The 24539-nt window shown below is 70.8% G+C and carries 21 protein-coding genes; 4 read left to right on the plus strand and 17 right to left on the minus strand.

Annotated features, from left to right (window positions below; all coding sequences use genetic code 11):
- Positions 1-67: 67 nt before the first annotated feature.
- The 6 genes from QJ852_26885 to QJ852_26910 form a co-directional block, all read right to left on the minus strand.
- Positions 68-700: a hypothetical protein gene (locus QJ852_26885; protein WGX96760.1), complete on the minus strand. Its 633-nt coding sequence runs from the start codon at positions 698-700 to the stop codon at positions 68-70.
- Positions 701-797: 97 nt separating this feature from the next.
- Positions 798-1244 (minus strand): 50S ribosomal protein L9, encoded by a 447-nt coding sequence (rplI, locus tag QJ852_26890; GenBank protein WGX96761.1) that lies wholly within the window; start codon positions 1242-1244, stop codon positions 798-800.
- A 36-nt stretch (positions 1245-1280) separates the two neighbouring features.
- The gene (rpsR, locus tag QJ852_26895; protein ID WGX96762.1) at positions 1281-1517 is read right to left on the minus strand and encodes a 30S ribosomal protein S18; all 237 of its coding nucleotides are present in this window, start codon (positions 1515-1517) and stop codon (positions 1281-1283) included.
- Between the two features lie 71 nt (positions 1518-1588).
- A complete protein-coding gene (locus tag QJ852_26900) occupies positions 1589-2173 on the minus strand; it encodes a single-stranded DNA-binding protein (GenBank protein WGX96763.1) in 585 nt (194 codons plus the stop codon).
- A gap of 122 nt (positions 2174-2295) precedes the next feature.
- Entirely contained in the window at positions 2296-2583 is a 288-nt protein-coding gene (gene rpsF / locus QJ852_26905) for a 30S ribosomal protein S6 (GenBank protein ID WGX96764.1), read from the minus strand.
- 259 nt (positions 2584-2842) lie between these two features.
- The gene (locus QJ852_26910; protein WGX96765.1) at positions 2843-4852 is read right to left on the minus strand and encodes an FHA domain-containing protein; all 2010 of its coding nucleotides are present in this window, start codon (positions 4850-4852) and stop codon (positions 2843-2845) included.
- 66 nt (positions 4853-4918) lie between these two features.
- On the opposite strand from QJ852_26910, the gene QJ852_26915 reads away from it, so the two are divergent.
- Entirely contained in the window at positions 4919-5716 is a 798-nt protein-coding gene (locus tag QJ852_26915; GenBank protein WGX96766.1) for a deoxyribonuclease IV, read from the plus strand.
- 13 nt (positions 5717-5729) lie between these two features.
- On the opposite strand, the gene QJ852_26920 is transcribed toward QJ852_26915, so the two are convergent.
- The 11 genes from QJ852_26920 to QJ852_26970 all read right to left on the minus strand — a co-directional run bounded on the left by QJ852_26920 (position 5730) and on the right by QJ852_26970 (position 21336).
- Entirely contained in the window at positions 5730-9206 is a 3477-nt protein-coding gene (locus QJ852_26920; protein ID WGX96767.1) for an indolepyruvate ferredoxin oxidoreductase family protein, read from the minus strand.
- Positions 9207-9208: 2 nt separating this feature from the next.
- On the minus strand, positions 9209-9976 hold the full coding sequence (locus QJ852_26925; GenBank protein ID WGX96768.1) for an aldolase/citrate lyase family protein: 768 nt from the start codon (positions 9974-9976) through the stop codon (positions 9209-9211).
- Positions 9969-11510, minus strand: a complete 1542-nt coding sequence (locus QJ852_26930) for a hypothetical protein (protein WGX96769.1) — start codon at positions 11508-11510, stop codon at positions 9969-9971. Before QJ852_26930 ends, QJ852_26925 begins: the two co-directional genes overlap by 8 nt.
- Positions 11511-11524: 14 nt before the next feature.
- The gene (locus QJ852_26935; protein WGX96770.1) at positions 11525-12691 is read right to left on the minus strand and encodes an FAD-dependent oxidoreductase; all 1167 of its coding nucleotides are present in this window, start codon (positions 12689-12691) and stop codon (positions 11525-11527) included.
- A gap of 91 nt (positions 12692-12782) precedes the next feature.
- Positions 12783-14321, minus strand: coding sequence for an aldehyde dehydrogenase (locus tag QJ852_26940; protein WGX96771.1), 1539 nt, complete (start codon positions 14319-14321; stop codon positions 12783-12785).
- A complete protein-coding gene (locus QJ852_26945) occupies positions 14318-15388 on the minus strand; it encodes an ABC transporter ATP-binding protein (protein WGX96772.1) in 1071 nt (356 codons plus the stop codon). Before QJ852_26945 ends, QJ852_26940 begins: the two co-directional genes overlap by 4 nt.
- Entirely contained in the window at positions 15385-16374 is a 990-nt protein-coding gene (locus QJ852_26950) for an ABC transporter ATP-binding protein (protein WGX96773.1), read from the minus strand. Before QJ852_26950 ends, QJ852_26945 begins: the two co-directional genes overlap by 4 nt.
- Positions 16371-17288 carry an ABC transporter permease gene (locus tag QJ852_26955; protein ID WGX96774.1) on the minus strand — a complete coding sequence of 306 codons (918 nt, stop codon included), beginning with the start codon at positions 17286-17288 and terminating at the stop codon, positions 16371-16373. Before QJ852_26955 ends, QJ852_26950 begins: the two co-directional genes overlap by 4 nt.
- Entirely contained in the window at positions 17285-18262 is a 978-nt protein-coding gene (locus tag QJ852_26960; GenBank protein WGX96775.1) for an ABC transporter permease, read from the minus strand. The genes QJ852_26955 and QJ852_26960 overlap by 4 nt, the downstream gene beginning before the upstream one ends.
- 10 nt (positions 18263-18272) lie before the next feature.
- Positions 18273-19925: an ABC transporter substrate-binding protein gene (locus QJ852_26965; GenBank protein ID WGX96776.1), complete on the minus strand. Its 1653-nt coding sequence runs from the start codon at positions 19923-19925 to the stop codon at positions 18273-18275.
- Positions 19926-20067: 142 nt separating this feature from the next.
- The gene (locus tag QJ852_26970; protein ID WGX96777.1) at positions 20068-21336 is read right to left on the minus strand and encodes an aminotransferase class V-fold PLP-dependent enzyme; all 1269 of its coding nucleotides are present in this window, start codon (positions 21334-21336) and stop codon (positions 20068-20070) included.
- Positions 21337-21612: 276 nt separating this feature from the next.
- Between QJ852_26970 and QJ852_26975 the strand changes: the two genes are divergently transcribed.
- From QJ852_26975 to QJ852_26985, 3 genes are all read left to right on the plus strand, one after another.
- A complete protein-coding gene (locus QJ852_26975; GenBank protein ID WGX96778.1) occupies positions 21613-22296 on the plus strand; it encodes a GntR family transcriptional regulator in 684 nt (227 codons plus the stop codon).
- Positions 22297-22386: 90 nt separating this feature from the next.
- Positions 22387-23358, plus strand: coding sequence for a nitrilase-related carbon-nitrogen hydrolase (locus QJ852_26980; protein ID WGX96779.1), 972 nt, complete (start codon positions 22387-22389; stop codon positions 23356-23358).
- Positions 23359-23399: 41 nt separating this feature from the next.
- Positions 23400-24539, plus strand: coding sequence for a peptidoglycan bridge formation glycyltransferase FemA/FemB family protein (locus QJ852_26985; protein ID WGX96780.1), 1140 nt, complete (start codon positions 23400-23402; stop codon positions 24537-24539).

The raw sequence follows: 24539 nt of genomic DNA on the forward strand, positions 1-24539 counted from the left end.
GACCGCACACGGGCCCGGAGACCTCATGGTCTCCGGGCCCGATCGCGTTGCGGTGCGGTGTGCTCGGTCAGCCCGCGATCGCGGTCAGGATCCGCTCGGCGAGTCCGACCGACTGGTTGAGCGGGTCTCCCTCGTACTGGACGCCGTCCTCGTAGTCGAGGTCGATCTGCAGCAGCACCGCGTCGGTGCAGGCCCGCAGCTCGCCCTCGAACTCCGGCGGGTTGCTCACCTTCCACCAGCCGCCGGTCGCGCCGGCGATGTCGGCGGCCGGCTCGACGATGCCGTCGTCGTCGGCCGGCTGCGGGCACCCGAAGGCGCCCTGGGTGAAGTCCTCGGGACCGGTCAGCTTCACGGTGACCTCGGCCAGCCCGGCCGACTCGAACGAGCAGTCGTCGCTGGTCCAGGCCAGACCGTTCTCGCTGGAGTCGTCACCGCCGACCTCGGGCGCGCCGAAGCTCATGCCGTAGGCCTCGGCGAGGTCGTCGGCGCTCACCACGTCGCACGCGGCGGGCAGGGTCGAGGCGGGGGGAGCCGGCGCCGTGGGTGGCGAGCTCGGCGGAGCCTCGGTGGGCGAGGTCTCCTCGGTCGGGCTCGACGCGGCGGTCGGGGTGTCGTCCGCGTCCGGGTCGTCGTCGCCGCAGGCCGCCAGGACCGGGGTCAGCAGCAGGAGGGCAGCAGGCCAGAGCCGTCGTACACGCATCGGGGAAGCTCCTGGGTAGGGGAAGGAGGAGTCGGACCAAAAGTAGCGGCGTGGCCGGCCCCGGAGGGACCGGCCACGCCGTCGTACGTCGATCAGGTCAGGCCGGGATGACGTTGAGCGCCACCGCGGCGGACACGTCGTCGTGGAGCTTGACCGACACCGCGTGGTTGCCCAGCGACTTGATCGGGTTGCCGAGGACGATGGTCCGCTTGTCGATCGCCTCGCCGGCGGCGTCGCCGAGCGCGGCGGCGATGTCGGCGGGGGTGACCGCACCGAACAGGCGGCCGCCCTGGCCGGCCTTGACCTTGACGTCGACCGGCGAGCCCTCGAGCTTGGCCTTCAGCTCGGCGGCGTGGGCCTCGTCGCGCACGGCGCGCGCCGTGCGGGCCTTCTTGATCGAGTCGGCCTGCGCCTGGGCGCCCCGGGTCCACCGGATCGCGAAGCCGCGGGGAATGAGGTAGTTGCGGCCGTAGCCGTCCTTGACCTCCACCACGTCACCAGCAGCGCCGAGGTTCTCGACCTCCTGGGTCAGGATGATCTTCATGAGTTCAGCTCTCCTTCTCTGACTGCTAGCCGGGGCTCAGCGGCCGCTGGAGGTGTAGGGCAGCAGCGCGACCTCGCGGGCGTTCTTCACCGCGATCGCGACGTCCCGCTGGTGCTGGACGCAGTTGCCGGTCACCCGACGGGCGCGGATCTTGCCGCGGTCGGAGATGAACTTCTTCAGAAGGCCGGTGTCCTTGTAGTCGACACCGGTGGCCTTCTCCTTGCAGAACTGGCAAACCTTCTTCTTCGGCTTGCGGACGACTGCCTTCGCCATTGTGGTGCTCCTCCTCAGAGCCCGGCCGCGTCAGTCAACGACGGCCGGAATGGTTGGGTTGTGATGCTTGATCAGAACGGGGGCTCGTCGCTCGACGAGACGCCCGGCGCGGCCCACGGATCGTTGGCCGGGGCGCCGCCCCCGTAGTTGGAACCGCCACCCTGCTGCTGGCCGCCACCGGCGGGGGCACCCCACGGGTCCTGACCCGCGGGACGTCCACCGCCCTGGTTGCCGCCGCCCTGGTTGCCCTGGTTGCCACCCTGGTTGCCGTAGCCGCCGCCACCGCCGGAGCGGCTGGCACGGGTGACCTTGGCGGTCGCCCACGTCAGCGACGGGCCGATCTCGTCGACCTGCAGCTCGTTGACGGTGCGCCGGTTGCCCTCGCGGTCGTCGTACGAGCGGGACACGAGCCGACCCTGGACGACGACCCGCATGCCCTTCTGCAGGGACTCGGCGACGTTCTCGGCGACCTGGCGCCAGACCGAGCAGCGCAGGAACAGGGTCTCCCCGTCCTTCCACTCGTTGGTCTGGCGGTCGAAGGACCGCGGCGTGGACGCCACCGTGAAGTTGGCGACGGCCGCACCCGACGGGGTGAAGCGCAGCTCCGGGTCGTCGGTGAGGTTTCCGATGACGGTGATGACGGTGTCGCCAGCCATGGTGGTCTCCTGTGAGTGGGTTCGAGTGGCCCGCCCGGGTCAGTCCCGGGCAACGGACCCCATGGTGTCCCGTGACTCCGACAATGAACAGTCGGCTTCCACAGGACGGGGTCCGGGCTGCCTCAGACGGTGGGTCGCAGGACCTTCGTCCGCAGGACGGACTCGTTGAGGGTCAGCTGGCGGTCGAGCTCGTCGACGGTCGCCGGAGCGGCGGTCAGCTTGATGATCGCGTAGATGCCCTCGGCGTTCTTCTTGATCTCGTACGCCAGGCGACGCTTGCCCCACACGTCGACGTTGTCGACCGTGCCGCCGTCGTTGCGGACGACGTTCAGGTACTTGTCGAGCGACGGCTGGACCGTCCGCTCGTCGAGGCTCGGGTCGAGGATGACCACGACTTCGTAGTTGCGCAAAGCGGTCTCCACCTCCTCTGGACTCAGGCGGCCGCGGACTTTCCGCGGCAGGAGGGCCTTGCTTGCCCGCTGGTTCGGCCCAGCGGACGGTACGGCGCCGGTGGCACCGGACAGGAGAGGCTAACAGCGCGCGGGCGACCGGGCCGAATCGCGAGCCCCCGGACCCGCCGACCCGGCGCATCTGAACGTCTGAGAACCGCCGACCCGGCGCGTTTGAACGCGCCGGGTCGATGGGGAGCACTCACCCCGGGCGGGGCTCCTACCCGAACAGCACCGGGTTGCGGATCGACGAGTCGTCGATGACCAGCACGGCGATCGCACCCCCCAGCCCCTCGGGTACGTCGAGCGACACCGCCGCGCAGACGTCGTCGGAGCCGAGGTCCCACGCACCGTCGAGCGAGCCGAGCAGCTCACCGTCGGGGTTGTACAGCTCGATCGTGAACGGGGTGCCGTCGGGCAGCCCGCTGACGGCGAAGTGCGCGTACAGCGTGGTCGGGAGCACCACGCCGGTGAGCACCTGCGGGTCGTCCATGGTGCTGGTCGTCGAGCAGTCGCTGTTGCCGTCGGCGCTCCAGCCGGCGGGGGAGGCCGTGGCCTGGCCCATCGGGTCGGCGGGTGGCTCCGGCAGGTCGTCGAGGTACGGCGACACATAGTCCGGGTCGCCGCCGTCCTGGGCGATCTCGACGATGTCGTCGCTCAGGTTGACCGGTCGGATCCTGGCCGAGCCGCCGGTGAAGGCGCCCCCCTCGCCGCTGTCGCCGATGGTGGCCTCCGTGACGACGGCGCTGTTGACGCCGACGAGCTCGCCGTCGTCGTTGATCGAGGCGCCGCCGGAGTTGCCGGAGCCGATCCGGATGTCGCTGTCGATCCAGGCCCGGTTGCCGGGGACGGCGGTCTCGGTGAGGAAGGTGGACACGACGCCGCGGGTGACGGTGAGCGCCCGGTCGAGGCCGTCGCCGGACGCGACGTGCGCCACGGCCGGGAAGCCGAGCGCGGTGAGCTCGTCGCCGGTGCGCAGGTCGTCGCTGTCGCCGAGCGGGACGGGCGGGGGCAGGTCGAGGTCCTCCTGGTCGATCGCCTTGCCGTCCGCGTCGGCGGTGATCCGCAGGACCGCGAGGTCCAGGACGCCGTCGGCGACGATCGCCTCCGCGGTGTACGACGGCGCGGCGGGCTTGTCGTCCTCGGCGGAGGTGAGCGCGACCAGCAGGCCCGCGGGGTCGTCGCTGGGCGGCAGCTGGCCGGGTGCGCTGGGCTTGCCGACGTGGGCGTTGGTGAGGATCAGGCCGTCCTCGCTGATGATCGTGCCGGAGCCGGTGTAGATCGGCTCGCCGCTGTCGTCGACGGCGATGATCAGCACGCTCGCCAGCTTGGCCCGGTCGAGCTCCTCGGTGCTCAGGCCGGCGGTCTCGGTCGGGCCGCCCCCGCCGCCGGAGTCGTCGTCGCCCAGGAGGACCGCTGCGGTGACGCCGCCGCCGACCAGGACCAGGGCCGCGACGATGCCGCCGACCACCGCGGCGGTACGCCGGCGCTTCTTCTTGGCGATGGACTTCTGCGCCGCCCCGGCGGCCACGATCGGGACCACCTCGACCTCGGCGCCCGCGGTGGGGTGGCCGAGCATGAGCGTGGTCGGGTCCTCGAGCCGGCGCTGGGTGACCCGGTCCTCCTCGAGGAAGGTGCCGGCACTCGACCGGTCGACGTACCACCAGCCGTCGGGGCGGCCCTCGACCACGCCGTGCAGCCGGGAGACGGACGGGTCGTCGATCACGACCTCGTTGCCCGGGTCGCGGCCGATCCGGACGACGACGCCGGGCGGGAACCGGCGCGACGTGCCGCCGGCGCGGACCAGGAGGCCGGGCCCGTTGCCGAACCCGGGTGCGCCACCCGGGCCGGGCGCGACAGGCCCGACGGCGCCGGGCAGCATCGTCTGCTCGAGGGCGGGCGGGGGCAGGACCGGCGCGGGCGCGACCGGGCGGGGGGCTGCTGCCGGGGTCAGCGTCAGCTCCTCGCCGTTGGCGCCGCCGCACCGGACGACCGTCGGGCCGCCCAGCCGGACCTCGCTCACCCGGTTGCCCTGGAGGAAGGTGCCGCCGCTGGAGCCGACGTCGACGAGCACCCAGCCGGAGCCGTCCGAGCGCAGCTCGGCGTGCCGACGGGACGCCGAGGGCGCGGTGAGGAGGATGTCGGAGCCGGCGTCGCGCCCGATGGTGACGACGCGGGGCTCCTCGAACGACCAGGTCCGGCCGCCCGCGGAGACGTGGAGAGTGCTCACGCGAGGAAGGTAATGCCCCGGGGCTCCGATCCACGAGTGTCGCCGCCGGTCGATACGGTGGCGATCATGAGCGAGTTGCGCATCGGAGCCCATGTCGACCAGACCGACCCGATCGCCGAGGCGGCCGCCCGCAACGCCCCGCTGGTGCAGTTCTTCCTCGGCAACCCGCAGTCCTACAAGGGCCCCGTCCTGTCGTACGACGGCGGCCCGGCCGCCCTCCGCGCCGCTGCCGAGGCGGCCGGCGTCGACCTCTACGTGCACGCGCCGTACCTCATCAACGTCGCCACGACCAACAACCGTCAGCGGATCCCCAGCCGCAAGCTGCTGCAGCAGCACATGGACGCCGCCGCCGAGCTCGGCGCCAAGGGGCTGATCGTCCACGGCGGCCACGTGACCGACGACGACGATCCCGCGAAGGGCTTCGACAACTGGCGCAAGGCCATCGAGGCCACGGACCTCAAGATCCCGCTGCTCATCGAGAACACCGCGGGCGGCACCAACGCGATGACCCGCTACCTCGACCGGATCAAGGGCACCTGGGACGCCATCGCCTCCGCCGAGGGCGCCGACCTGGTCGGCTTCTGCCTCGACACCTGCCACGCCCACGCGGGCGGCAACGCGCTGGAGACCATCGTCGACGACGTCCGCGCGATCACCGGCCGCATCGACCTGGTCCACGCCAACGACAGTCGCGACGCGTTCGACTCCGGCGCCGACCGGCACGCCAACTTCGGCGCCGGCCAGATCGACCCCGACCTGCTCGCTCAGGTCGTCCGCGACGCCGGCGCCCCCGTCGTGTGCGAGACGCCGGGTGGAGCCGACGAGCACGTCGCCGACTTCGCCTGGCTGCGCGAGCGGGTCTGAGCCGGGCCGGTCGTCAGCGGCCAGCCATCAGGTCGAGCTGTCGTTCGAGCGCCGCCGCGGAGGACCGGAAGCCGGCGACGCTGTCCAGCTTGATCTGCTCGTAGCCACGGATGCCGTCGGGCAGGTCCACGAGCTCCTGGACGACGTCCGCCGTCGGGCCTCGCAACTGGACCACGGCCCGCTCCACCAGGTCACGATAGAGCTCGGGAAGCTCCCGTTCGACCCGTCGCACCTCGCCGCGTCCGAACGGATCGAAGCGGGTCCCCCGCAGGCCCCGGAACGCGTACAGCACCCGGAAGACGACGCGGAACCACGGCCCCACCGCGATCTTGCGCCGTACGCCGAGGGCCCGCAGGATCGGCGGATGCAGGCGGTAGGTGAAGCGTGCGTCCGCACCGAACGTCTCCCGGACCTGCTGGGCGAGCTCGGGGTCGAGGGAGAGCCGGGCGACCTCGTACTCGTCCTTGTAGGCCATCAGCTTGTACAGCTGACGGGCGTAGGAGTAGGCGAGCCGCCCGGTGGTGCCGAAGGCGTCCCGCTCCGCTCGCGCGACCCTCTCGACGTCGTGGCGGTAGCGGGCGGCGTACGCCTTGCCCTGGTAGGCCGTCAGGTCCCGCGCCCGCGCGTCGAGCAGGCGCTCCAGGTCGTCGTCACCCGGATCGTCGGGTGGCATCAGCGGCTCCCGCTCCGGGGTCCTCGCCCTGGCGGTCATCGCCGCGCGAACGCCGTCCGGATCGGCGACATAGCGCCGCCCCCATCGGAACGCCTGCAGGTTGCGCGCGACCGCGACGTCGTTCAGGGTGAGGGCCTGCTCCATGGTGGCCGGGCTGATCGGCAGCGCGCCGGCCTGCACCGCCGCTCCGACGAGGAAGACGTTCGCATACTGGTCGTCTCCGAGCAGCGCGAGCGCCGCCTCCCGGGCATCGACCACAACGGCGTGCTCGCGGCGGGTCCGGCTCAGCACGCGCTCCACCGTGGCGCCGATCTCGGGGAAGGCCGAGCTCGGATCGCTCACCATGCGCCCCGTCGGCACCCGCGACGTCGAGAGCACCGCGATGGAACGGTCCACGGCGGCCGCCTCGAGGTGGGTGTCGTCAGCCGCGACCAGCAGGTCGCAGCCCAGATAGAGGTCGCACTGCCCGGGATCCACCTTGTTGGCACCCTGGAAGGGCGTCAGCCCGAGACGGACGTCGGAGACGACGGCACCGCCCTTCTGCGCCATGCCCATCTGGTCGAGGCCGCGCACGTACAGGCCTTCGATGGACGCGGCGGTGGCGATGACCTGGGCGATGGTGACGACGCCCGTGCCGCCCATCCCGGTGATACGCAGGTTGAACCGGCTCACCCCGACGCGCACCTGCGGGTCCGGGAGGGACTCCGCCGCGAGGTCGCCGGAGGAGCCCGGAGCCGGTGCCGGACGTCCGCCGGCGGAGCCCGGTCTGACGCCGATGAAGGACGGGCAGTCCCCGTCGAGGCAGGAGAGGTCGGTGTTGCACGAGGCCTGATGGATCCGGGTCTTGCGGCCGAACTCCGTCTCGACCGGCTGGACCGACAGGCAGTTCGACTTGACCCCGCAGTCGCCGCAGCCCTCGCACACCCGCTCGTTGATCATGACCCGCGTCGTCGCTTCGGGGACGCGGCCGCGCTTCCGCTTGCGGCGGAGCTCGGTCGCGCACTCCTGGTCGTTCACGATCACGGTGACGCCGTCGACGCCGGCCAGCTCCTCCTGCACAGCGACCAACCTGTCCCGGTGCACGACCTCGACGTCGCGCGGCAGGCGGCTGCGCCGGTACTTCGCGGGATCGTCGGTGGTGACGACCGTCCTGGCGACGCCCTCGGCGGCCAGCGAGCGCACCAGGTCCGGGACCGACATCACGCCGACGGCCTCCTGGCCGCCGGTCATGGCCACCGCGTCGTTGTAGAGGATCTTGTAGGTCATCCGCACGCCGGAGGCGATCGCGGCACGGATCGCCAGACTGGCGGAGTGGTGGAAGGTGCCGTCGCCGACGTTCTGGATCAGGTGCTCCTGTCGCACGAAGGGAGCCATCCCGATCCAGCTCGCGCCCTCGCCACCCATCTGGGTGAAGCCGATGGCGGTGCCGACCCGCTCCTCGGGCATCAGCGCGGCCAGGGCCGAGCAGCCGATCCCCATCCCCACCAGCGTGCCCGGGGGCACCTGGGTCGAGCGGTTGTGCGGACATCCCGAGCAGAAGTACGGCGTGCGGCTGGCCACCGGCAGCAGCGGACGGCCGCCCGCGGGGCTGCCATCCGCCGGCAGCCGGCGGTCGCCGGGCAGCCGTGGTGCCAGAGCCCCCGCGATCAGTGCGGGTGGCAGATCAGCATGGGTGCGGAACAGCTCCCTGCCGTCAGGGGTTCGGCGGCCACAGATCCGCGGAGCATCTACACGGCCGTACAGGAGGTCCTTGAGGGCCGCCTCGATGCAGGAGCGCTTCTCCTCGACGACCACGATCTCGTCGAGCCCGTGGCGGAACCGCTCCACGATCCCCGGCTCCAGCGGGGAGATCATGCGCAGCTTGAGCAGACGGATTCCGGTACCTGCGAGGTTCGAGGGGTCCAGGCCGAGGAGGGTCAGGGCCTGGCACACGTCCAGGTAGGTCGCCCCGGCGGCGACGATGCCCACCCGCGCGTCGGGATCGCCGGAGATCACGTCGAGTCCGTTGGCCGCCGCGTAGCGGCGGGCGAGCTCGACCCGTTCGTTCATCAGTGACCGTTCCAGCCGGCCCAGCTGCGGCTGCAGGAAATGCGCGGACACCTCGTGGACGAACTCCGTGCCGTCGATCTCCCGGCTCGGGACCACCGGCTGGAACGGAGCCTCGCCCAGCCGGACCGTGGCGGCCCCGTCGACGACATTGGTAGCGAGCTTCAGACCGGTCCACAGGCCGCAGAACCGCGACATCGCGATCCCGTGCAGACCCAGGTCCAAGATGTCCTGCGGGTCGGCGGGAACCAGCACGGGCATCCCGATCTCCGCCATGGCGACCTCGGAGGCGCTGGGCACGGTCGACGACTTCGCGATCGAGTCGTCACCGACGAGGACCAGCACACCACCGTCGGGATCGGCACCCGCGAGATTCCCGTGGCGCAGCGCGTCGGTGGCCCGATCCAGACCGGGCGCCTTCCCGTACCAGATCCCCACGACGCCGTCCGCGGTCCGGTCGGGCGAGGCCGAGGCCAGCTGGGAGCCCAGGACCGCGTCGGCCGCGAGCTCCTCGTTGACCGAGGGCCGCAGGACGACGCCCGCCGCCTCCATCAGGGTGGAGCGTCGGGCCATCTCGAGGTCGTAGCCGGCCAGAGGCGAGCCCTCGTAGCCGGCGACCAGGGTCCGCGTCGCGCGACCTGCGGCGGTGTCGATGCGGTGCTGGTCGAGAGGGATCCGGACCAGTGCCTGCAGGCCCGACAGATGGAGCTCGCCCGATCGCCGCTCGTAGCGGTCGGCCAGGGCGACATGCCGGCGGGTGGAGGCGCCCATGCCTACGCCCCACCCGCCAGGCCGCCGTCCGGCAGGGGGACGGGGGACGGCAGCGGATCAGCGGTCAGCACGGTCCTGGCCGACCTGCTCAGATGACGGGCGAGATGGACGTCCCAGTACAGGGCACAGCACGTGGCTCCCGACCGCCAGACGGAGGCGACGTCGGAGGGATCGGGAACGCCCCAGCCGAACTCGACTCCGAGCCCGGCCAACGTGGTGATCACCTCGTGCAGCACCTCGTCGAATCCGCCGGGCCCGCCGCCCTCCTGTTCATAGTCGTCGCGCAGGTCCTTGGGGCCGAGCCAGAAGGTCGTCACGCACTGCGCCGCGGCGATCTGCTCGAGGGACCGCACCACGTCCATGGTCTCGACGATGATGCTGACCGCGGGCTCGCGCTCGTACGAGGTGCCCCAGGCGGTTCCGGGTGTCACCTGGCGCGGCCTCCGCCCAGCGGGCGGATAGCTGAGCCAGGCGCACGCCTGCTGGATCTCCCGCAACGTCCGCACCCGGGGGACGACGATCTCGTCCACGCCCATGTTGGCGTAGGTCAACAGCATGTCCGGCTCCTGGTTCTGGACACGGACCGCCGTTCGCGTCGCGCTGCCCGAGAGTCGACCGACCACCTCGCCGACCTGGACCGGCGTGAGTCCCGTGTTCTCCGCGTCCAGCCACAGGAAGTCCAGGCCGGCCTGCGCGACGGAGTCGATCAGCACCGGGTCGACCGAGGAGGTGAGCAGGCCCAGTTGGCGCGACCTCGGCGTCCTAGCCATGGCTGCCACCGAGCCGCGAGAGGACGTTGCGGGTGATACGCGCGACCAGCGGATCGCCGCCCTCCAACCCGTGGACCCAGTCTGTGCAGCCGGTGGTGAACACGGTGCCTCCCTCGGTGTAGATCCCCATCACCGCCTGGCCGTGTCCCAACCGGACGGCCGCCGGGTCGTCGGCCTCTTCGGCCCGTTCGCGGTCGACGCCGAGCACGCGCCAACGGGTGTAGGCCAGGTCGGACATTCCCCCGTTGACACCTTCCGTGGTCGGCGGCAGGTCGCGCTTCGCCCAGAGCCGTGCCGGCGAGGTGGCCAGCACCTCGAACGACGTCGGCGTGCCGTCGGCATGCGTGGGTCGGGGCAGTCCGTCGGGCCCGTAGGTGAGCTCGCACCCGTCCGCCTCGTAGCCCACCACCCCGTGCTTGGCGCCGAGCAGATCGCCGTACCTCAGGTCGGTCCCGTCGAAGATCCAATGGTCGGGTCGCCACACGTGGTAGCCGCCGGAGCCGCGCGGGGTCGCCTGACCGGCGCGGACGTAGCCGCCTCGGGTGAAGCTGACGCCGGTCAGGCGGTTCTCCGGCCGGCCGACGACCTGGTCCGACCACATCCCGGTCTGCAGCGGCGTGCCCCGCTCGGGGTCGGCGGTCGGCGCGGCGTACTTGTAGCAGGTCATCGCGCGTCCGTCGTCCTCGAGGCGGACCTGCCAGAAGACCGCATTGCCCGTCAGGAAGGCCGCGTTCCCTCCGCGCGCGATGTAGTCCTCCATCGTGTCCCGCATGCCGGCCGACCAGTACTCGTCGTGCCCGACGCTGAGCACCAGCTGTCGGCCCTGGAGGATCTCGGGGCGCAGCTCGAGATCGGAGCTCACCGCGTAGTCGAACGCGAAGCCCTCCCGCTCGGCCCACGAGATGAAGGGCCGCTCCCACTGGTGGAACCCCGAGCCGTAGCACCACCCGGACACGCGATAGGCGTCGACCATCCCGCTCTGCTCGTCGAAGTCGGGGTCGTAGCGGCCCATCGCCGTCGCGGCGCGCAGCTGGATGTCGGGCGGGCGCGCCAGGAACCCGGGCGCCAAGGGTCGCTCCCAGGAGACCCGCACCCCGCCGGTGTAGAGGCTGCGACTGTGGTTCCAGTCGTTGTAGGCGTTGTAGGTCGTGTCGGTCAGCAGAAGCAGCGTGCGGGGACGCGTGGCCGGGGGGTCGGCACTGCGGACCACGAAGTACGCCGGCTGATCGAGCTCGTCGAGCGACTTGTCGGCCCAGTTGAACCGGACCTCGTAGTAGCCCGGGGTCCAGTCGGGCGCGACCTCGATCTCGAAGGAGACCGGCCAGCCGCAGCCACGCTCCCCGACGTCGTCGGGCACCTCACGGCGATGGCCCTCGATGCCACTGCGCGCCCACACGACCCGGCGGTTGGCGCCGCGACGGGCGATCTGGACGTCGAAGTGCGGCCGCTCCGCGCTGCAGTGCACCCGCACGGTCTGACCCGCCACGAAGCTCCGCCCACCGCCGACATAGCCCTCGACGGCCGCCCTGAGCATGGTGTCCGGGGATCTCACAGGAAACGGGCCGGGTCGAAGAGGGCCGGGTCGCAGCTCGGCTGCAGGGACCCGCCGTGCACGAGCAGGTCACGCACCAGCTCGCCGGTGGCCGCCGCGAGGTGGATCCCGCGATGGGTGTGACCGGTCGCGAGGTAGGCGCCGCGCAGGCCGGGCACCGCTCCGACCAGGGGCCGGGTGTCACGCGAGAGCGGACGGATGCCGGTGATGTGCTGGCCGACGGTTGCGAACTTGACCGTCGGCAGCACCTCGGTGGCCTGGCGCAACAGCTCCTCGCGCGCCTCCGGGCTCGGCGGCGGATGCGGGTCGGCCACCGCCTCGTTCTGGTCGACGATCCAGTTCTCGCGATCGTCGAAATCGCGGCCACCGGTGCTGCCGATGCTGAGGAACCCGTCGACCCGGCTGATCAGGTGTCCCCGGCGGGGAGTCGACAAGATCGCCTGCAACGGCTGCGAGGGCCAGCGCAGCATCAGGCGCTCCCCGCGCAGGGGACGCACCGGGACCGTGTAGCCGGTCCACTCCGAGGCCAGCGCGGCGGAGGCGCCCATCGCGAGCACCACGTTGTCGCAGGCGATCGTGCCCTGCTTGTGGGTCACGCCCACGACCCGGTCGCCACGTCGGGCCAGACCGGTGATCGTCGTCGGGAACAAGGCGGCGCCGAATCGCTCGGCGGAGCGCATGAACGCGTGGGACAGTCGGTCGGCCGGCACCTGGAGGGCCTCGGGCTCGAACGCTGCGCCGCGCACATCGCGGGTGATCGACGGCTCGATCGCCCGTACGTCGTCGGGATCGAGCCAGCGCACGCTCATCACCTCGGACTGCCACTCGAGGTCGGCCCGCACCTGGCGCTCCTCCTCGTCGTCGATGGCCAGGCGCATCGCCGGGCGGCACTGGTAGCCGGTCCGGACGCCGGAGAGATCCTCCAGCACCGGCACGATCGCCTTGGTCGAGTGGTGGCCGCGCACCCCCCAACGCAGGTACTCCGCGTCGTCGAAGTCGGCCGAGATCGAGTACATCGCACCCGTCGCGCAGGTCGATGAGCCCGCGGCCACCCGATCCTGCTCGACCACCATCACCTTCAGGCCGGCTGCCGCGAGGTGATAGGCGCACGAGGTGCCCACCGCCCCCGCACCGACCACCACGACGTCCGGACTCTGGCTCATTGACACGTCAACTGCTCCTCACGGTGAAGTACCACAGGTGTTCCAATGGCTTGAATTAGGATATTACTCATATACCAGTTCGAGATCGAGGTCATGTCCGGAGGATGAACGGATCATCGACGTGCCCCGCGCGCGTCTCGACCCAGACGCTCTTCAGGCGGGTGTACTCCGCCATCACGTGGCGGCTGTGCTCGATGCCCATCCCGCTGTCCTTGAAGCCCGAGCGGGGCGACATCGGCGAGGTCGACCGATAGCTGTTGATCCAGACCGTCCCGGCATCGAGGCGCGCGGCGACCCGGTGGGCCCGGGACAGCTCCGCGGTCCAGACGCCGGCCGCCAGGCCGTACCGGGAGCTGTTCGCCAGCGCGACCGCCGTCTCCTCGGAGTCGAAGGGCAGGAAGGCGACGACCGGGCCGAAGATCTCCTCCTGGCACAGCCGCATGGCGTTGTCGCCTCCGACGAAGATCGTCGGCTCCACGAAGTAGCCCGGGAGGCCGGGTACCGACGCCCTCCCCCCACCGGTCAGGACGCGCGCGCCCTCCGCGATGCCGAGCGCGACGTACTCCTCGACGCGCGCGCGTTGCTGCTCCGTCGCGAGCGGGCCCACCTGTGTGGTCGCCTCCAGCGGATCGCCGACCCTGATCGCCCGTGCCTGCTCCGCGACCCGATGGGCGAGCTCGTCATGCAGAGCGCGGGCGACCAGCACTCGACTGCCTGCCACGCAGCTCTGGCCGGCGGCCGCGAAGACTCCCGCCACGATCCCGGTGGCCGCCTGGTCGAGGTCGGCGTCGGGGAAGACGAGGTGCGGCGACTTGCCACCGAGCTCGAGCGTGGTGCGCACGAACCGGCCCGCACAGCTCCGGGCCAGTCCGGCACCCGTGCTCGTGCCGCCCGTGAAGCTGACCTTGGCCACCCGGGCGTCCTCCGCCACCGCCCGGCCCGCCTCCGCCCCCAACCCGGTGACGACGTTGAACACGCCCGGAGGGAATCCAGCCTCCTCGACCAGCAGCGCGAGCTCCAGCACCGAGGCGGACGTGTGCTCCGACGGCTTCACCACCACCGTGTTGCCGGCCGCCAGCGCCGGGCCGACCTTGCTCACGGTCAGGAGCAGGGGCGAGTTCCACGGCGTGATGGCCACCACGACACCGAGCGGCTCGCGCAGCGTGTAGTTGAGCACCGCCGGGTGCGGACCAGGGATCGTCTCCCCGCTCACCTGGGTCGCCAGACCGGCGTAGTAGTGGAGGTGCTCGGGAAGGCCCGTCAGCTGTCCCCGCATCTCCGCGAGCAGCTTGCCGTTGTCACAGGTCTCGATGCCGGCCAGGTACTCGGCATGCTCGGCGACGAGCGTCGCGAGGCGGCGCAGCAACGCGCCGCGTCGCGCCTGGGACAGCTCACGCCACGCCGGCGCGTGGAAGGCGTCATGGGCGGCCCGCACCGCACGTTGCGCGTCACCCTCGCGGCCCCGCGCGAACTCGTACCACGGCTCGGCTGTGCTCGGATCGGTGCTCGCCAGGTACTCACCCTGCTCCGGCGGCGTCCAGCATCCCGCGATGTAGTGCTCATAGCGCGGCATCGACCCGGCGCCGGGCGTGTGGCGAGCGGCCCGCAGGGCCGGCCGGTCCCGGCTCACGACGCCGGTCCTTCCGTCGAGCGCACCGGGAGCCGGCGCCGGGTCCCGTCCGCCTCAGCGGGCACCGCACCGCCGCCGCGGCTCGCCGCGGTCTCGCTCCGAGCCGCGTCGGCGCGGATGCAGGCCACCCGATGGAGGCCACGCGCCGGCCGCCCGCCGGAGGGGGCCAGCTCCGGGTCGATCGTGGCGCAGGCGTCGATGGCCGCCGCGCACCGCGGGCGGAAGCGGCACCCGGACGGCAGGGCAGCCAGGTCCGGCGGCTCCCCGGGCAGCGCGGGGCGAGCCGTGTCCCGCGAGCGCTCCGGATCCGGTACGGCGGCCAGCAGCGCCTGCGTGTAGGGATGCAGTGGCGAGGAGAGGACGACGTCCGGACGCCCTTCCTCGACCACGCGCCCGGCGTACATCACCACGACCCGGTCCGCATACTGCGCAGCCGTGATGAGGTCGTGGGTGATCATCACGATGGCGATCCCCGCATCCCGCAGGTCCGCGAACAGGCGCAGCACGCCGGCCCGCATCGAGACGTCGAGCATGGAGACGGGCTCGTCCGCGATCAGGACCTCCGGCTCGAGCACGATCGCCGAGGCGATCGCGACCCGCTGCAGCTGACCGCCCGACAACTGGTGGGGATAGCGCCCCAGATAGCTGTGCGCGGAAGGGATCCCGGCTCGCTCCAACGCGGCCACGACCAAGCTCCGTCGCTCCGGCGCGCTCCTCGTCACCCGGTGCACCAGCAACGGCTCGTTCACCACGTCCTCGACGGTGAAGCGGGGATCGAGCGCCTCGTAGGGGTCCTGACAGATCAGCTGGATCGACCGGAGCAGCTCCCGGCGCTGACGTCCCCGGCTGGCGACCAGGTCGATGCCGTTCACCCGGATCGAGCCGGCCGCCGGTCTGACCAGCCCGACGGCCGCCATCGCGGTGGATGTCTTTCCGCATCCGGACTCGCCGACCACAGCGACCAGCTCGCCGCCGCGCACGGTGATGGAGACGTCGTCCACCGCCGTGCGTGCGCCGTAGCGGACATCGAGTCGATCGATCGCCAACGCCGGCGCATCCTCGCTCACGGAATCTCCTCGGTCGGGGGGTGGTGAAGATGGCATCGGGCCTGCTGCAGGGCAGTCGCCACGGGCAGCAGGGCAGGGCCACGCGAACCACACGGCCCGAAGCGATCGGGGCAACGTGGGGCGAAGCTGCAGCCCGCCTGGTCCACACCGGGTCGCGGCGGTGCACCTGGGATCGAGGCCAGCTCGCGTCCGGGGTCCGACAGCCGTGGACTGGCGTCGATCAGCAGCCGCGTATACGGATGAGCAGGCTCGTGCAGCAAGGTCCCGATCCGTCCGGTCTCGACGATCTGGCCGCCGTACATCACCGCTGCCCGGTCGCACACCTCGCCGATGACGCCCATGTCATGGGAGACCAGCACCAGCGCGGCTCCGGTCTCCGCACACGCGTTCTCCAGGGCCGTGAGGACCTGCGCCTGCACGATCACATCCAGTGCCGTGGTCGGCTCGTCCGCGAGCAGCACCCGCGGCTCGCACACGACGGCCATCGCGATCGCCACTCGCTGGCGCATGCCGCCGGACAGCTCATGGGGGTAGCGCCGCGCAACCTCGGTGCGCAGACCGACGAGCTCGAGAACGCTGTGCACGCGCTCGCGCACTCCTGCTCCCGACCCGGCGCCACGGCGGGCCGCCTCCCCGATCTGGCGGCCGATCGTCACCACCGGGTTGAGCGAGTTCATCGCACCCTGGAAGACGACGGCGATCTCGCTCCACCGGCGGCGACGCACGTCCCGCTCGCCCGAGCCGAGGATCTCCGTGCCGTCGATGCGGACCTCGCCGCCCACGGTGGCGTCGGCACCGAGCAGGCCCATCAGCGCCATCAGCGTCGTGGTCTTGCCGCAGCCGGACTCGCCGATCAATCCGAACCGCTCGCCGCTGCCCACACTGAAGGTGACATCGCGGACCAGGTGGAGGTCGCGTCCCGCACCCGACCGCAGGGTCACGTCCAGACCGCGCACGTCCAGGCAGCCGGTCGTCGTGGTACTCACGATGCCTCCTTGGCTGCGGCAGCGCGGCGGAAGGAGCGCAGGCCGAGGTGCGAGACCGCGAGTCGGGGGTTGGCCCGCTGCTCGAAGCGCCGCCCGATGACGGTGGTGCTGAGCAGCACCAGGCCGATGGCCAGGCCCGGCGGCAGGAGGACCCACCATGCCTCGGCCGTGATCGCTCCCCTCTCGAAGGAGTCGGCGATCATCTGGCCCCACGATGTGGTGTCCCGGTCAGCGAGGCCGAGGAACCGCAGCGCGGCCTCGAAGAAGATCGCATGGCCGATCGCGAGCGCCGTACTCGCACCGAGCAGCGGCGCAACCTGGGGCAGGACATGGTGGATCAGGGTCCGTGCGTGGCTGGCGCCCATCGCCCGGGCACGGCGGACGTAGAGCCGCTGGCGCACCGTCTTGGCCTGGGACCGGATCACCCGCGCCGTACCCGGCCAGGAGAGCAGCGCGATGATCACGATGGTGTTGACCAGCCGGGTGCCGTAGAGAGCGGCGACCACGATCATCACCGGGAGCACGGGAATCACCAGGAAGAAGTCCGTGGTGCGCATCAGTACCGCCTCGAACCAACCACCGAAGTAGCCGCTGACCAGCCCGGCCACACCTCCCAGGATCACGGTCATGACGCCGGCGAGGACGCCGACGAGCAGGGAGACCCGCGCACCCCAGAGGAGCTCGGCCCCGACATCGGCCCCGGCGTCGTCCAGGCCGAGGAGGTGTGCTCCGGACGGGGTCGCATAGGGCGCTCCGACCTGGGCACCCGATCCGTCCGGGTACAGGGCCGGCGCCACGACGGCGCCGACGGTGAAGACCAGCAGGACGGTGACACTGAAGACGAGTCCCGGGGACAGCCGCCCGCGCCGGGTCCGCCGCCGACGCCGGGCCAGCAACTCCACCGCCGCGCTCATCGAGCCGCCCCCGCCCGGCGGACCCGCGGATCCAGCAGGCTGTAGGCGGCATCCGCGAGCAGGTTGAACAGCACGACGGAGACGGTGAACACCAAGAAGGCGCCCTGCATCATCGGGTAGTCCCGCGCGACGATCGAGTCGTAGATGGTCCGCCCCACGCCGGGCCAGGAGAACACCACCTCGATCAGGATCGCCCCGCCCACCATGGCCCCGATGGACAGCCCGATCAGCGTGACCGTCGGGAGGAGCGCGTTGCGCAGCGCATGACGACGCAGGACGTAGCGCGGCCGGAAGCCCTTCGCGCGAGCAGTGAGGACGTAGTCGTCGCTCAGCGTCTCGACCATCGACGAGCGCATGATCAGGGTGTACTGGCCGAACATCACCAGCCCCAGGGTCAGCGCGGGCAGGAGGAGGTGGCGACCGAGGTCGGCGAGGTACTGCGTCGGGGTCGGGTCGATCAGGAACTGGTCGACCATGCCGCCGGTGGGCAGCGTCCCGGCGAACAGGAAGAGCAGGACCATGCCGATCCACTGCGGCGGCAGCGAGTACATGAAGGTCGCGAACGTCACCGCTCCGTGATCCACCGGCCGGCCCCGGTAGGCGCCCGCGAGGATTCCGAGCCCGATCCCCAGCACGATCGCGATCAGTAGCCCGAGCCCGACCAGCGGCAGGGTGTTGGCGATGGCGTCGAGCAGGTTGTCGGTGACCGGCTGACGGTTCACGAAGGACACACCGAGGTTCCCCTGGGACAACTGCTCGAGGTAGCGCACGTACTGCACCACCATCGGCTGGTCGAGTCCGAACTCACGGGTCAGCTGGTCCTGGAGCTGTCGACTGCCCTGAGGGATCCGACTCATCTGGTCGACCGGGTTGCCGGGCGCGAGACGGAACAGGAAGAAGTCGAACGTCACGGCCAGCCAGATCAGGAGTCCGGCTCCGGCCAGCCGCCTGCCGATCACGCGCAGTGATGCCACCCTCCGGTCCCTACGCGAGACGCAGCTGCGTGACCTGGTCACGCGAGACTGCGTTGAACGGACCGAATCCGGACATCTGGTAACCCGTCAGCTTCGGTCCTGATGCCGCCAGCGCGTTGACATAGACCAGCGCGAGCATGGCCCGGGCCTCGAAGAAGCGGTTCTGCATGTCGTGCACCATGCGCCGACGCTCGTCGACATCGAGGGTCGCGTTCTGCTCGACGTAGGTCCGGTCGAACTCGGGATCTGAGTAGTGGCAGTTGTTGAAGCCGCCGATCGAGTCGGTGATGAAGTGATCCAGCACCGCCGAGGGATCCGGCGAGGCCGGTAGGAAGCCCCACACGGCGATGTCGTTGGTGAGGTACTTGCCGTCAGGGGCGCTGATCGCGTCGATCATCGCGGCGGCATCCAGCGTGTTGGGCTTCACCTTGACGCCGAGCTGCTCCCAGCCGTCGCTGATGATCTGCAGGATCCGGTCGCCACCCGCCAGACCGCTGGCGAGATTCACCTGGTAGGACATCTTCTCCGCCCCGGCCATCCGGATGCCGTCGGAGCCGCGAGCAAGACCGAGTCCGTCGAGGATCTCGTTGGCCGCGGCGATGTCGAACGCGTCGGGGACGACGCTGTCGTCGTGCCACACGCCCATCGCGGGATAGACGAGCGACCCCGCGGCCTCGCCCATGCCGAACAGGACGACCTCGACGATGCGAGCCCGGTCGATGCCCATCGACAGGGCCCGGCGCACCTGCGGGTCCAGCAGCTCGCGGTGCTGGGTCTTCTTCGGGTTGACGTTGAAGTAGAGGTTGTTCATCACGAAGCCGGGAGCCTGTCGAGTGCTCAACCCCTTGTCCTTGAGTCGGTCCAGACTCCCGCCGACGGTGCTTGGCGAGAGCAGCGCCACCGCATCGATCTCACTGGCCTCCAAGGCCTTGATCATCGCGTCGGGCGCGCCGTAGGTCACGAATCCGAGGGTCGAGATCGACTGCTTCTCGCCGTACCAGTCGGCGTGCGCCTTCAGCAGCACGATCTCCTTGGGGGTGTACTTGGTGAGCACGAACTGTCCGCCACACACCGTCTGCTCGTCGTACGCCACCGTCTTGAGACCTGCGCCATCGCCCGACGCGGGCTCGGTCCAGATGTGCTCGGGGAGGATCACGACCCTGGTGAGCAGGCCCAGTGCGTTCGCGATGGGCTCGCTGTAGCGGACCACCAGGGTGTGCTCGTCGGGAGCGTCGGCCGCGGTGATGCCGACGACATACTGCGCCAGGAGCGCAGCGGCCGATCCGCTGTGCCGGACCAGGGTATTGATGGTGAAGGCCGCATCGCGCGCCGTGACCGGCTTGCCGTCCGACCACGCGGCCTTCGTCTTGAGGCGGAAGGTGATGGAGGTGCCGTCGGCACTCACCTCGTAGTCGTCGGCCAGGTCGGGCTCGACGGTGAAGTCATCGCCCTCCAACCGCAGCAGCGTGGGATAGAGCATGTGGGTCGCGATCACCGCCGCGGCACTCTGCTGGACGAAGGGATTGAGCGAGTCCATCTCCGAGGTCAACCCGATGCGGAGGGTCGACGAGCTCGACCCGGACGATCCGGAGCCGCCGCACGCGGCCAGCAGCGTGGGCAGGCCGGCGACGACAGCGCCGCCGACCCCCAGGCGAAAGAGCATGGAGCGCCGGGACAGTACGGCCCCTGCCACATCAGTGCTCACGTCATCGTTGTTGCTCACGGAAAACCTCCGCCTTGTCGTGGGATCCGAGCGGGGTCGGCTCGACACCGGTCGGTGATGCGTTGACGGCCGTGGGGGCCGGTCAGGTGTAGCCGATGTCGCCGTCGGCGACGTCGGCCCCGTGCGCCACGTCCGAGATGACGGCGACCAGGTCGAGAAGCAGCTCGTCGACCAGCTCGTCGTCCACGGCATCACAGGTCAGGTGGATGAGCGGCGGATGGGCGACGCCGAAGACCGACCAGCCGCGCCCGGCCAGACCCTTGCCGATCTCGGTGATGTCCAGGTCCGCGGCGCCGAGCGCCACCAGGGACATCTCGCTGCCGACGACGTGCAGCTCCGGGATCCTCTCGACACCAGCGATCACCCGGTCGCGCACTGCCATCGTGCGACGCGCGGTGTCCAGATAGCCCTCGCGGCCCAGGTAGCGCAGTACCGCCCAAGCCCCGGAGATCGCACCGGCCGGACGGGAGCCCACGAACGCGTCGGTCCGGTACAGGCCGTTCGACCAGTCCTCGGTCTCGAAGCCCTGGAACTGTCGCAGCTCCAGGTCGGCGTAGAACAGCGTGGAGCAGGGCTTGGGCGCGTAGCCGTACTTGTGCAGGTCGACGCTGACGGAGGACACCCCGGCGACGTCGAAGGCGAAGGACGGCACGTCGTACCCGAGCTCACGGGCGAACGGCGTGAGGCAACCCCCGACGCAGGCATCGACGTGCAGCCAGAGGTCACGCTCGCTCGCCAGCTGGCCGACCGCCTCGATCGGGTCGTAGACGCCGTGCGGCCACGAAGGCGCCGAGGCGACCAGGGCTGCGGTCCGATCGGTGATCGCGGCCGACATCGCATCGAGGTCGACACGGAACTCGTCGGTCAGCGGCACCCGGACGAGTCGTACGCCCAGGAAGTGGCAGGCCTTCGTGAACGCGGCGTGCGCGGAGAAGGGCGCGATGATCTCCACCTCGCCCCGAGGGATGCCACGACGTTCGTGGGCCCACTCCCGGATGGAGTGGACTGCGTTGAAGATGCTGTCCGAGCCCCCGGAGGTCAGCACGCCGCACTCCGCACTCGTATGGAGCTCTGCGGCCCAGGACGAGAGCACCTCGTCGTGCATCGCCTTCAGGCTCGGCAGCGCGCGGGCGAAGAGGCCGTTGATGCTGAAGAACCGCTCGTAGCCGCGACGAGCCGCCTCCTGGATCTGCTCGTTGCCCCGCAGCGAGAACATGCCGAACCTGCCCTGGCGGACCGGCGGGATCTGGGCGTAGAGGGCGTCGAGCCTCTCGGCCACGTCATCCAGGGCCATTCCCCGCGGCGGGAAGACGTTGTCGAGCGAACGGCCGGACTGCGACGAGTGGGACACGTGAGCTTCCTCTCAGGGGTGTGAGTGGAATATAACCATCAGATGATTGGTATGTCACTGGTGTATTACATGTCGGACAACCGGATCCCTCGTCGCCGAGGAAGGGGAGCGGACACGGTCTCCGCGGCCGGCCTGCGTGGGCGTTGATAGGCCGGTGATGTCGAGCCGCTATCCTGGATCGTCAGCGCGAAGCCGCGCGGCCCGATCGGCGAGGAACGCAGGCGGCACCAGCTCGCGACACTGCGGCCCCGTCGCCTGCACCCAGGGAGTTCCACCATGCCGAGACAGACCGCCAAGACGCCCGCCGCCCGAGTCGTCAAGCCGCGGTTGGCCGACCAGGCCTACGAGCGTCTCGTGGAGCTGGTCGTGTCCGACCTGCCCGCCGGTTCGCGGCTGTCGGAGGCCGAGCTGTCCACCACGCTCGGCATGTCCAAGACGCCGGTGCGCGAGGCTCTGCTCCGTCTCGAGTCCGAGGGCCTCGTGTCGCCGATCCCCCATGTCGGATACCTGATCCCCCATCTGTCGTACTCGGAACTGCGGGAGGCGCTCGAGGTACGCGAGGCGATCGAGGGGTATCTCGCCATGTTGGCGGCGGACCGGATCGACGACGTGGAGCTCAGCGAGCTGCGCGCGGTCTTCACGCAGACCGAGGCCGGCCTCGGGCAGGATCAGGTCGCCGACATCGACGCGATGAAGCGGTTCAACGCCCTGCTTCACGGAGCGATCCTGCAGGCCGCCGGCAACGCCAAGATGGAGCAGATCCTGGCCACCGTCCGCAACCAGGTCAACCGGGGCATCAAGGAGCTCATCGGCAACGATCAGCGGCGCTACAAGCTGTCCTTCGACGAGCACGGCGTCATCCTCGAAGCGCTCGAGGCACGCGACCCGGCACGCGCGGAACGGGCCATGCGCGAGCACGTGGAGTCGGTCAACGTGCACATCCTGCGTCGGTTCCGCTGACCGATCCACCATTGGAGTACCGGTAGTATATGATCTGACTACCACCGCTGCGGTGGTGTCTGATTCCGGTTCCCAGGAGGAGTGACCCCCGTGCGACTGATCAGCCGGGTCGACGACCTGCCCCCGTCGCCGGCCCGCACGCGACCGAGCGGACGGCCGGCGCTGCGGGTCGCCCTTGTCCAGCACCGGTGGGACCCCGACCCCGCCCGGCTGCGCTCGCGGCTGCACGACGCCATCGGACAAGCGGCCGGGGCGGGCGCGGCTGTGGTGTTCCTGCCCGAGCTCACTCTGCAGCGATACCCGGCCTTCGTTCGCGGTGGCCCCGAGGCGGCCGAGCACGCCGAGGCCCTGACGGACGGGCCCACCGCGACGTTCGCCCGAGAGGCGGCCCGGAGGTTCGACCTCTTCGTCCACGCCTCGCTCTACGAGCGAGCGGACGACGGCGGCGCGCTGGGCTACAACACGGCGATCCTCGTCGACCCCTCCGGAGCGATCGTCGGACGCACCCGCAAGCTCCACATCCCGGTCACCGACGGCTACTACGAGGACACCTACTTCCGCCCCGGCCCGGCCGACGACCCGCATCCGGTCTACGAGATCCCCCGGCTGGGCGGCTGCCGCATCGGTCTGCCGACCTGCTGGGACGAGTGGTTCCCCGAGCTGGCCCGCGCCTATTCGCTCGCCGGAGCCGAGATCCTCGCCTACCCGACGGCGATCGGATCCGAGCCGGAGCACCCCGACTTCGACACCCGGCCCCTCTGGCAGCAGGTCATCGTCGGCAACGGGATCTCCGCGGGCACGTTCATGGTCGTCCCCAACCGGACCGGAACCGAGGGCGATCTCACGTTCTACGGCTCCTCGTTCATCTCCGACCCGTACGGCCGCGTGCTGGTCCAGGCCCCCCGCGACGAGGAGGCGGTGCTCGTGACCGACCTCGATCTCGACCAGCGGCGCGACTGGCTGGCGCTCTTCCCGTTCCTCACCACGCGACGTCCGGACACCTACGCCGCGCTGGTGGAGCCGGTGGACCGCGGCCGCCCGTTCGGAGCCACCGCCCGATGACTGGATCTCTCGGGGGAAACCGCGCCCGATAGCCTGGCCGCATGCCCAGCGTGCGCCCGATCACCCCGACCGAGCACCGCGCGTACCTCTCCTCCCGGCCCTCGGCCAGTTTCCTGCAGACCCCCGGCTGGGCGCGGGTGAAGAGCGAGTGGCGCAGCGAGTCGCTCGGCTGGTTCGACGACGCCGGGACCCAGGTGGGGGTCGCGCTGGTGCTCTACCGGAAACTCCCGAAGCTCAACCGCTCCCTCGCCTATCTGCCCGAGGGACCGGTGATCGACTGGGGCAGCGACGACCTGCGCGACTGGCTGGCTCCGATGGTCGCCCACCTGAGGAAGCAGGGGGCGTTCGCGGTCCGGATCGGGCCGCCGGTGGTCACCCGCCGCTGGACGACGGCGCAGGTCAAGGAGGGCATCGCCGACCCGGCGGTTCGCCTCCTCGGCGAGATCCCGCCGGCCGAGCGCACGCCTGCGGGCGCTCGGGTGGTCGCCCAGCTCCACGAGCTCGGCTGGCGCCACCAGGGCGTCGAGGGCGGGTTCGCGGCCGGGCAGCCGCAGTTCGTCTTCCAGATCCCGCTGCGCCACCCCGACGGCAGCCAGCGCACCGAGGACGAGGTCCTCAAGGGCATGAACCAGCTCTGGCGGCGCAACATCAAGAAGGCCGCCAAGGAGGGCGTCGAGATCACCCGCGGCACCCGCGAGGACCTGCGGGCCTTCCACGAGCTCTACGTCCACACCGCCGAGCGCGACCACTTCACGCCGCGCCCGCTGGGCTACTTCGAGACGATGTACGACGCCCTGTCGGCCGACGCCGCGACGCCCGGCGAGCGGTTCACCCTCTGGCTGGCCCGGCACCAGGGCGACCTGGTCGCCTCGACGATCGCGATCCGGGTCGGCGAGCACGCCTGGTACTCCTACGGCGCCTCGTCCACCGAGAAGCGCGAGGTCCGCGGCTCCAACGCGATCCAGTGGGCGATGATCAGCGACGCGATCGCCCACGGCGCGGCGGTCTACGACCTGCGCGGGATCACCGAGACCCTCGACGCCGACGACTCCCACGTCGGGCTGATCCAGTTCAAGGTCGGCACCGGCGGCGAGGCCGTCGAGTACGCCGGCGAGTGGGACCTCCCGATCAACCGGCCGTTGTACAAGGCGTTCCAGCTCTACCTGCAGCGGAGGGGGTGA

The organism is Nocardioides sp. L-11A, assembly GCA_029961745.1.
Classification (GTDB): Bacteria; Actinomycetota; Actinomycetes; order Propionibacteriales; family Nocardioidaceae; genus Nocardioides.

Excerpts from the sequence above, each read along its gene's own strand:
- QJ852_26885 (WGX96760.1), bottom strand. The coding sequence starts at position 700 with ATGCGTGTACGACGGCTCTGGCCTGCTGCCCTCCTGCTGCTGACCCCG.
- rplI (WGX96761.1), bottom strand. The coding sequence starts at position 1,244 with ATGAAGATCATCCTGACCCAGGAGGTCGAGAACCTCGGCGCTGCTGGT.
- rpsR (WGX96762.1), bottom strand. The coding sequence starts at position 1,517 with ATGGCGAAGGCAGTCGTCCGCAAGCCGAAGAAGAAGGTTTGCCAGTTC.
- QJ852_26900 (WGX96763.1), bottom strand. The coding sequence starts at position 2,173 with ATGGCTGGCGACACCGTCATCACCGTCATCGGAAACCTCACCGACGAC.
- QJ852_26915 (WGX96766.1), top strand. The coding sequence starts at position 4,919 with ATGAGCGAGTTGCGCATCGGAGCCCATGTCGACCAGACCGACCCGATC.
- QJ852_26920 (WGX96767.1), bottom strand. The coding sequence starts at position 9,206 with ATGGGCGCCTCCACCCGCCGGCATGTCGCCCTGGCCGACCGCTACGAG.
- QJ852_26925 (WGX96768.1), bottom strand. The coding sequence starts at position 9,976 with ATGGCTAGGACGCCGAGGTCGCGCCAACTGGGCCTGCTCACCTCCTCG.
- QJ852_26930 (WGX96769.1), bottom strand. The coding sequence starts at position 11,510 with ATGCTCAGGGCGGCCGTCGAGGGCTATGTCGGCGGTGGGCGGAGCTTC.
- QJ852_26935 (WGX96770.1), bottom strand. The coding sequence starts at position 12,691 with ATGAGCCAGAGTCCGGACGTCGTGGTGGTCGGTGCGGGGGCGGTGGGC.
- QJ852_26955 (WGX96774.1), bottom strand. The coding sequence starts at position 17,288 with ATGAGCGCGGCGGTGGAGTTGCTGGCCCGGCGTCGGCGGCGGACCCGG.
- QJ852_26965 (WGX96776.1), bottom strand. The coding sequence starts at position 19,925 with ATGCTCTTTCGCCTGGGGGTCGGCGGCGCTGTCGTCGCCGGCCTGCCC.
- QJ852_26975 (WGX96778.1), top strand. The coding sequence starts at position 21,613 with ATGCCGAGACAGACCGCCAAGACGCCCGCCGCCCGAGTCGTCAAGCCG.
- QJ852_26985 (WGX96780.1), top strand. The coding sequence starts at position 23,400 with ATGCCCAGCGTGCGCCCGATCACCCCGACCGAGCACCGCGCGTACCTC.